Raw genomic sequence first — 754 nt, 5'->3', positions numbered from 1 at the left:
TCTCTTTTTTGTTTTTACTGGTTAAAGTTTTTAACCGGTATGTACCCGTAGTCAGCAATGGTTTTTTGTCCCGCTTCCGATTTTAGGAACGCGACAAAGTCTTTGCCTGCTTGATCTAGCGAGTCGACTTTGTAAAGCACCAAGAATGGTCGAGCCAGTTTGTATTTGTGATTTGCGATGTTCGCTGCTGTTGGTTCAATCCCGTTAAACTGAATCGCCTTCACAGAAAGGTCTACAGACCCCACCGAAATAAAACCAATCGCACGTGTGTTATGGTTCACAATGGTTTTAACCATGCTGTTGCTGTTTACAACTAAGTTGTTTGGGCTGATATCAGAAACCAGACGGTCGTTAATGATTTTGGTGAGACCCAACAAACTTTCAAAGCTGTAGCGCGAGCCAGAAGATGCTTCTCGCGTGACAACTGCTATCGGTTGATCCGCGCCGCCGACTTCTTTCCAGTTTTTGATTTCGCCTTTGTAGATGTCAAACAGTTGTTGTGCTGAAAGGTTAGTCACAGAGTTTGTACGGTTCACAACAACGGCAAGGCCATCGTAAGCAATTGGAAACACATTCAAGTCTTCGCCTTTTTCGCTTTCTGTCAGATAGCGAGAGCTCATACCAAGTTTCACGACACCTTTGTTCACCATGGTGATCCCCGCACTAGAACCAATGCCCTGTACCGCGATGTAATTATCTGGGTGTGTCTTATTGTATTCTTCGGCGAGTACGTCCATCACGCGAGCAACGGAAG

The 754-nt window shown here is 45.2% G+C and carries 1 protein-coding gene; it reads right to left on the bottom strand.

Translation table 11 applies throughout. The annotated features are described in order from the left end of the window. Nucleotides 1-14 precede the first annotated feature (14 nt). Nucleotides 15-754, bottom strand: a 740-nt coding sequence (locus R7044_RS25120; protein ID WP_225455985.1) for a phosphate ABC transporter substrate-binding protein, incomplete at its 5' end; no start/stop codon positions are given.

It is taken from the genome of Vibrio sp. 1402 (assembly GCF_033340275.1).
The sequence above is the reverse complement of the archived record's forward strand: the minus strand, read 5'-3'. Positions and strand labels throughout refer to the sequence as shown.